Here is a 4,575-nt window from a genome sequence, read left to right as displayed (position 1 = left end):
CATACGCTCCCCGGGAAGGAGTCGAACCTTCTTCGCTAATCCTGATTCAAAGTCAGGCGGGCCCTGCCGGAAGACCAACCGGGGATCGATGCCACACTCTACGTCGCCCGCGCGTACCACCGCATCTCGCCGGGATTGGCGCGCTGACCCGAGGGGCGCCAGACTGGGCGGATGCCATCCTCGTCAGCTGCAGCCGGACGCGCTCGGCGCGTGCGTGTGCGGATGACGCGGGCGGAACGCCGCGAGCAACTGATCGAGGTCGCCCGCGGGCTGTTCGCCGAGCGGGGCGTCGAAGGCACCTCTGTCGAGGAAATCGCCGCCCACGCCGAGGTCAGCAAGCCTGTGGTGTACGAGCACTTCGGGGGCAAAGAGGGGCTGTACGCGGTGGTCGTCGATCGCGAGGTGCGAGCACTGCACACCGCGATCCGCACTGCCCTGACCACTCCGCGAGCCGGTGCCCGGCGGCTGATCGAACTCGGCACGCTGGCCCTGCTCGACTACATCGATGCTTGTCCGGACGGCTTCCTGATCATCTCGCGCGGGTCGTCCGCGACCTCGCCGGAGGGATCGTTCGCGACGATCCTGTCCGACGTCGCCGGTCGCGCCGAGGATCTGCTGGCCGCCGAGTTCTCCAAGACCCAGCTCGATCCGGCGCTGGCCCCGATGTATGCGCAGATGCTGGTCGGCCTGGTCGCCCTGACCGGCCAGTGGTGGCTGGACAACCGCGACAGTGGCCTGTCCAAGGACGTGGTCGCGGCGCATGTGGTCAACCTGGCCTGGAACGGCATGCGCCATCTGCAGCCCGAGCCGCGGCTCGACCGTCCCCACCGGGCGGAGAGCACCGCTACCGAAACCGACGAGTAGCCCGCGACAGAGACCGACCAAGAAGCCGTCCCGAGGACAACCTCACGGAATCGGCACGGGCCGAGGCAGCTTGCCGGCGTTGGCCCGGTCCAGCACATGGTTGCGGAACAGTTCCGCAGCCGGCAGACGCCGCCGATGTTCGTTCCAGGACAGCCCGACGGTGCGCTCGGCGTCCGGATCGGCCAGTTCGAGATAGTGCATCCGCGGTGAGGACGGCTCGATCGCCCCGGCGTCCCAGCGGGCCGGAATGATGGCCACGCCGAGTCCGGACGCCACATAGCCGCGCAGTGTGGGCAGGTCATCGGCCACCAGTGCCACCTCGACCTCGATGCCCGCGTGCGCACACAGCCGATCGAGTTGGGCCCGGAGCAGCGACGAGCTCCGCAGCGTGATGAACGGGTCATCGGCGACCTCGGCGATCTGCACTCGTCGCCGATCCGCACAGCGGTGCTCCCTCGGCAACAGCAGCCGGATCGGTTCGCGGACCAGCGGGTGCCAGGTCACCCCGTCCTCGGCGACATGGAGCGTCGACAGTTCGACGTCGACGACGCCGCGGGCACCGACTGCCGTGACCTGCTCGTCAGCCTTGGACCGCAGGTCGAAGCGCACCTGGGGATAGCGCTGCCGGAAACTGCCGATCAGATCGGGCACCAGCCAGGTACCCAGCGAGGCCTGGAACGCCACCCTGACCGTCCCCGTCTCGGGGCTGACCAACTGCTGCACGGCGGCGATGCCGTCATCGAGCCGGTGCAGTGCCGCACCGACATGTCGATGGAACGCGGCACCTGCGGGGGTGAGCGAGAGCAGCCGCCCCGACCGTTGGAACAGCGCCGCACCCACCTCGGCTTCGAGCCGGTCGAGTGCCCGCGAGATGCCCGGCTGTGAGCGCATCTCCAACTCGGCTACCTCGGTCACCGTCGCACCGTCGGCCACCATCTCGAACCAGCGCAGCGCCTCAGTATCCATCCCGACCTCCGACAGGGAGAATACATGCGCGTTACGCATGGATTTCATGACATCAGTTCATTGGACGCATCGAACCGAGTGGCGAAGACTTGTTGTCGTACCAAGCGCGAGTTAACAGATGAAGGAGAACATCATGAGATTCAGCAAGATCGCTGCCGTTTTCGGTCCCGCCATCCGCCGCGGTTCCTCCGCCCTGCTGGCCTTCCCGGTCTCGGGCGTCGTGGCCCCGTCGTACAGCGCCGCTCAGGTGGCCGCCGAGGCCTTCCTGGATCACCCGGCGAGCAAGTAAGCCCTACCCGCCCACCTGGCGGATTCCACCAGGAACGTCAGGTGGTGATCAGCCGGGCGCCCGGCACCGGGCCGGTGACCCGGCGCACCGCCCGGCACATGCCCTCGCTGGAGAGCCGCACCGACAGGTCGACGGCAGCAGCCTCATTGGGGGCGAGGAAGGCACAGGTCGGCCCTGCACCCGACACGATGGCGCCCAGAGCGCCGGCCTCGCGTCCGAACTCCAGTACCCGCACCAATTCGGGTCGCAACGACTGCGCGGCCGGCGCCAGGTCGTTGACCAGGACCGCGCCCAGCGCGCCCGCGTCCCCCGATACCAGCGCGTTCATCACCTCGTTGGGCATCGCGAGTTCGTCCGGGGCGTCGGGATTGAGTTCGTCGAAACGTCCGAACACGGCCGGCGTGGACAGCTCATCTGCGCTCAGCGCCAACACCCAGTGGTAGCTGCCGCGGCTCAGCACCGGCACCAGTTCGTCGCCGCGTCCGGTCCCCAGCGCGGTGCCGCCCATCAACTGGAAGGGCACGTCGGCACCCAGCCTGGCGCCTAACTCCCGCAGTTCGTCGGGTGAGACGTCCAGATCCCACAGCACCGAGCAGGCCAGCAGCGCACCTGCGGCGTCGGCTGACCCACCCGCCATGCCGCCGGCAACCGGAATCGTCTTGCGGATCACCAGCTCGGCACCGAAGCGGTGCGGACCGTACTCGTCGGCCAGCAGCTTGGCTGCCTTCACGGCCAGATTGCTTCCGTCGGTCGGCACCAGCCCGGCCTGATCGCCGACGACCGTCACCGGGAAGCGTCCCGGCTCGGCCCAGCGGACCGCCACCTCATCAAACAGCGACACCGACTGAAACACCGTCGACAAGGGGTGATATCCGCTCGGACGCACGGCACCGACCCGGAGGGCCAGGTTGATCTTTCCGGAGACCCGGACCCGGACCCAATCGGCCTCGGGGGCTAGGGGCGTCGCCACGTCCGCAAAGCTAGCCGATGCTCAGCCCGTTGGCATCCGCGACCACAGCCAGCCGGGCGAAGTCACCGACATCGAGCACCTCTCCCCTGGCCTGCGGGTCGATGCCGGACGCGACCAGCGCTTCGGCAGCCGCCGCCGAGGATCCGAAAACGCCTGCCAGCGCCGAGCGCAACATCTTGCGACGCTGCGCGAACGCGGCATCGACGAGGGCGAAAACCTGCTCGCGGCGGGCGGTGGTGACCGGTGGGTCACGACGCTCCAGCCGTACCAAGCCGGAGTCGACGTTGGGCACCGGCCAGAACACCGCCGGCGGCACCGAACCGACCCGCCGCGCCGCGCAGTACCAGGCCAGCTTCACCGACGGCACCCCGTACACCTTCGACCCGGACGGCGCGACCAGCCGGTCGGCCACCTCGGCCTGCACCATCACCAGCCCGTGCCGGATCGTCGGGAACTTGGCCAGCACATGCAGCAGCACCGGCACGCTCACGTTGTAGGGCAGATTCGCCACCACCGCGGTGGGCTGGGGATCGTCCAACCGGTCGACGCGCAGGGCGTCCGCCTCGACGACATTGAGCCTCTGCTCGCCTCCGGGCAGCCGCTCGGCGACGGTGGCGGGCAGCCGGCGAGCGAGCCGGTCGTCGATCTCCACGGCATGGACCCAGGAGACGACCTCGAGCAGGCCGAGGGTGAGCGAGCCGAGACCCGGACCGATCTCGAGCACCACCTCATCGGGGCCGAGTTGGGCGGCCGCCACGATCCGCCGGACCGTGTTGGCGTCGTGGACGAAGTTCTGGCCGCGCTGCTTGGTCGGCCGCAGATCGAGCTCGGCAGCCAGTTCGCGGATCCGGCGGGGATCGAGCAGACCCCCGCTCATCGCTCTCCCCAGCCCGCCGGTCGAGCGTCGTGAGACCGCTGGTTGAGCTTGTCGAAACCTGTCGCCAGCGGGCGCAGACTCAGGTCTCGACAAGCTCGACCAACGAGGGTCCACACTTCCTCAGCCATTTCGTCCCCAATCGCCGAACAGTGCCGACGCGTTCGCGTCCAGCAATCCGCAGAACTCGGCCAGGTCCGCGCCGCGTCGCTCAGCCAGGAAGCGCACGGTGTGCGGCAACAGATAGGACGCGTTCGGCTTGCCCCGCAGCGGCACCGGGGTCAGGTAGGGCGCGTCGGTCTCGACCAACAGCCGGTCATCCGGGGTGAGGTCGAACGCCTCGCGCAGCGCATGGTTCGGCTTGAAGGTGACCGTGCCGGGGAAGGACAGCCAGGCGCCCCGATCCAGGCATTGCCGGGCGAAGGCGGCGTCGCCGGAGAAGCAGTGCATCATGAACCGCTCCGGGACGCCCTCGGCGTCGAGCACATCGAGGACGTCGGCGTGCGCGTCGCGGTCGTGGACGACGATCGCCAGATCGTGCTCGCGGGCCCAGGCCAGATGTGCCGCGAACGACTCACGCTGGCGATGTTTCCCCTCGTCATCGGTGGTTCG

6 protein-coding genes and 1 tRNA gene are annotated in these 4,575 nt (G+C 68.9%); 2 read left to right on the top strand and 5 right to left on the bottom strand.

Annotated elements, in window-relative coordinates; genetic code table 11:
• Nucleotides 1-6: 6 nt before the first annotated feature.
• Nucleotides 7-85: transfer RNA gene (locus Q0066_RS12875), tRNA-Gln, on the bottom strand.
• Nucleotides 86-222: 137 nt separating this feature from the next.
• Here Q0066_RS12875 and Q0066_RS12870 point away from each other — a divergent pair.
• The gene (locus Q0066_RS12870; RefSeq protein WP_298133497.1) at nucleotides 223-864 is read left to right on the top strand and encodes a TetR/AcrR family transcriptional regulator; all 642 of its coding nucleotides are present in this window, start codon (nucleotides 223-225) and stop codon (nucleotides 862-864) included.
• Nucleotides 865-906: 42 nt separating this feature from the next.
• Here the strand turns inward: Q0066_RS12870 and Q0066_RS12865 are convergent, their stop codons facing one another.
• Nucleotides 907-1,878 (bottom strand): LysR family transcriptional regulator, encoded by a 972-nt coding sequence (locus Q0066_RS12865; RefSeq protein WP_298133494.1) that lies wholly within the window; start codon nucleotides 1,876-1,878, stop codon nucleotides 907-909.
• A gap of 85 nt (nucleotides 1,879-1,963) precedes the next feature.
• On the opposite strand from Q0066_RS12865, the gene Q0066_RS12860 reads away from it, so the two are divergent.
• On the top strand, nucleotides 1,964-2,119 hold the full coding sequence (locus Q0066_RS12860; protein ID WP_298133492.1) for a hypothetical protein: 156 nt from the start codon (nucleotides 1,964-1,966) through the stop codon (nucleotides 2,117-2,119).
• Between the two features lie 37 nt (nucleotides 2,120-2,156).
• On the opposite strand, the gene Q0066_RS12855 is transcribed toward Q0066_RS12860, so the two are convergent.
• From Q0066_RS12855 to Q0066_RS12845, 3 genes are all read right to left on the bottom strand, one after another.
• Nucleotides 2,157-3,089, bottom strand: a complete 933-nt coding sequence (locus Q0066_RS12855) for a 4-(cytidine 5'-diphospho)-2-C-methyl-D-erythritol kinase (RefSeq protein ID WP_298133490.1) — start codon at nucleotides 3,087-3,089, stop codon at nucleotides 2,157-2,159.
• Between the two features lie 10 nt (nucleotides 3,090-3,099).
• Nucleotides 3,100-3,966 carry a 16S rRNA (adenine(1518)-N(6)/adenine(1519)-N(6))-dimethyltransferase RsmA gene (rsmA, locus tag Q0066_RS12850; RefSeq protein ID WP_298133488.1) on the bottom strand — a complete coding sequence of 289 codons (867 nt, stop codon included), beginning with the start codon at nucleotides 3,964-3,966 and terminating at the stop codon, nucleotides 3,100-3,102.
• Between the two features lie 120 nt (nucleotides 3,967-4,086).
• Nucleotides 4,087-4,575, bottom strand: a 489-nt coding sequence (locus Q0066_RS12845; RefSeq protein ID WP_298133486.1) for a TatD family hydrolase, incomplete at its 5' end; no start/stop codon positions are given.

This window comes from Micropruina sp. (assembly GCF_027492755.1).
Classification (GTDB): Bacteria; Actinomycetota; Actinomycetes; order Propionibacteriales; family Propionibacteriaceae; genus Micropruina.
The sequence above is the reverse complement of the archived record's forward strand: the minus strand, read 5'-3'. Positions and strand labels throughout refer to the sequence as shown.

Bases quoted from the DNA above. Each gene is read 5' to 3' on its own strand.
- Q0066_RS12870 (WP_298133497.1), top strand. From the start codon at position 223: ATGACGCGGGCGGAACGCCGCGAGCAACTGATCGAGGTCGCCCGCGGG.
- Q0066_RS12865 (WP_298133494.1), bottom strand. From the start codon at position 1,878: ATGAAATCCATGCGTAACGCGCATGTATTCTCCCTGTCGGAGGTCGGG.
- Q0066_RS12860 (WP_298133492.1), top strand. From the start codon at position 1,964: ATGAGATTCAGCAAGATCGCTGCCGTTTTCGGTCCCGCCATCCGCCGC.
- rsmA (WP_298133488.1), bottom strand. From the start codon at position 3,966: ATGAGCGGGGGTCTGCTCGATCCCCGCCGGATCCGCGAACTGGCTGCC.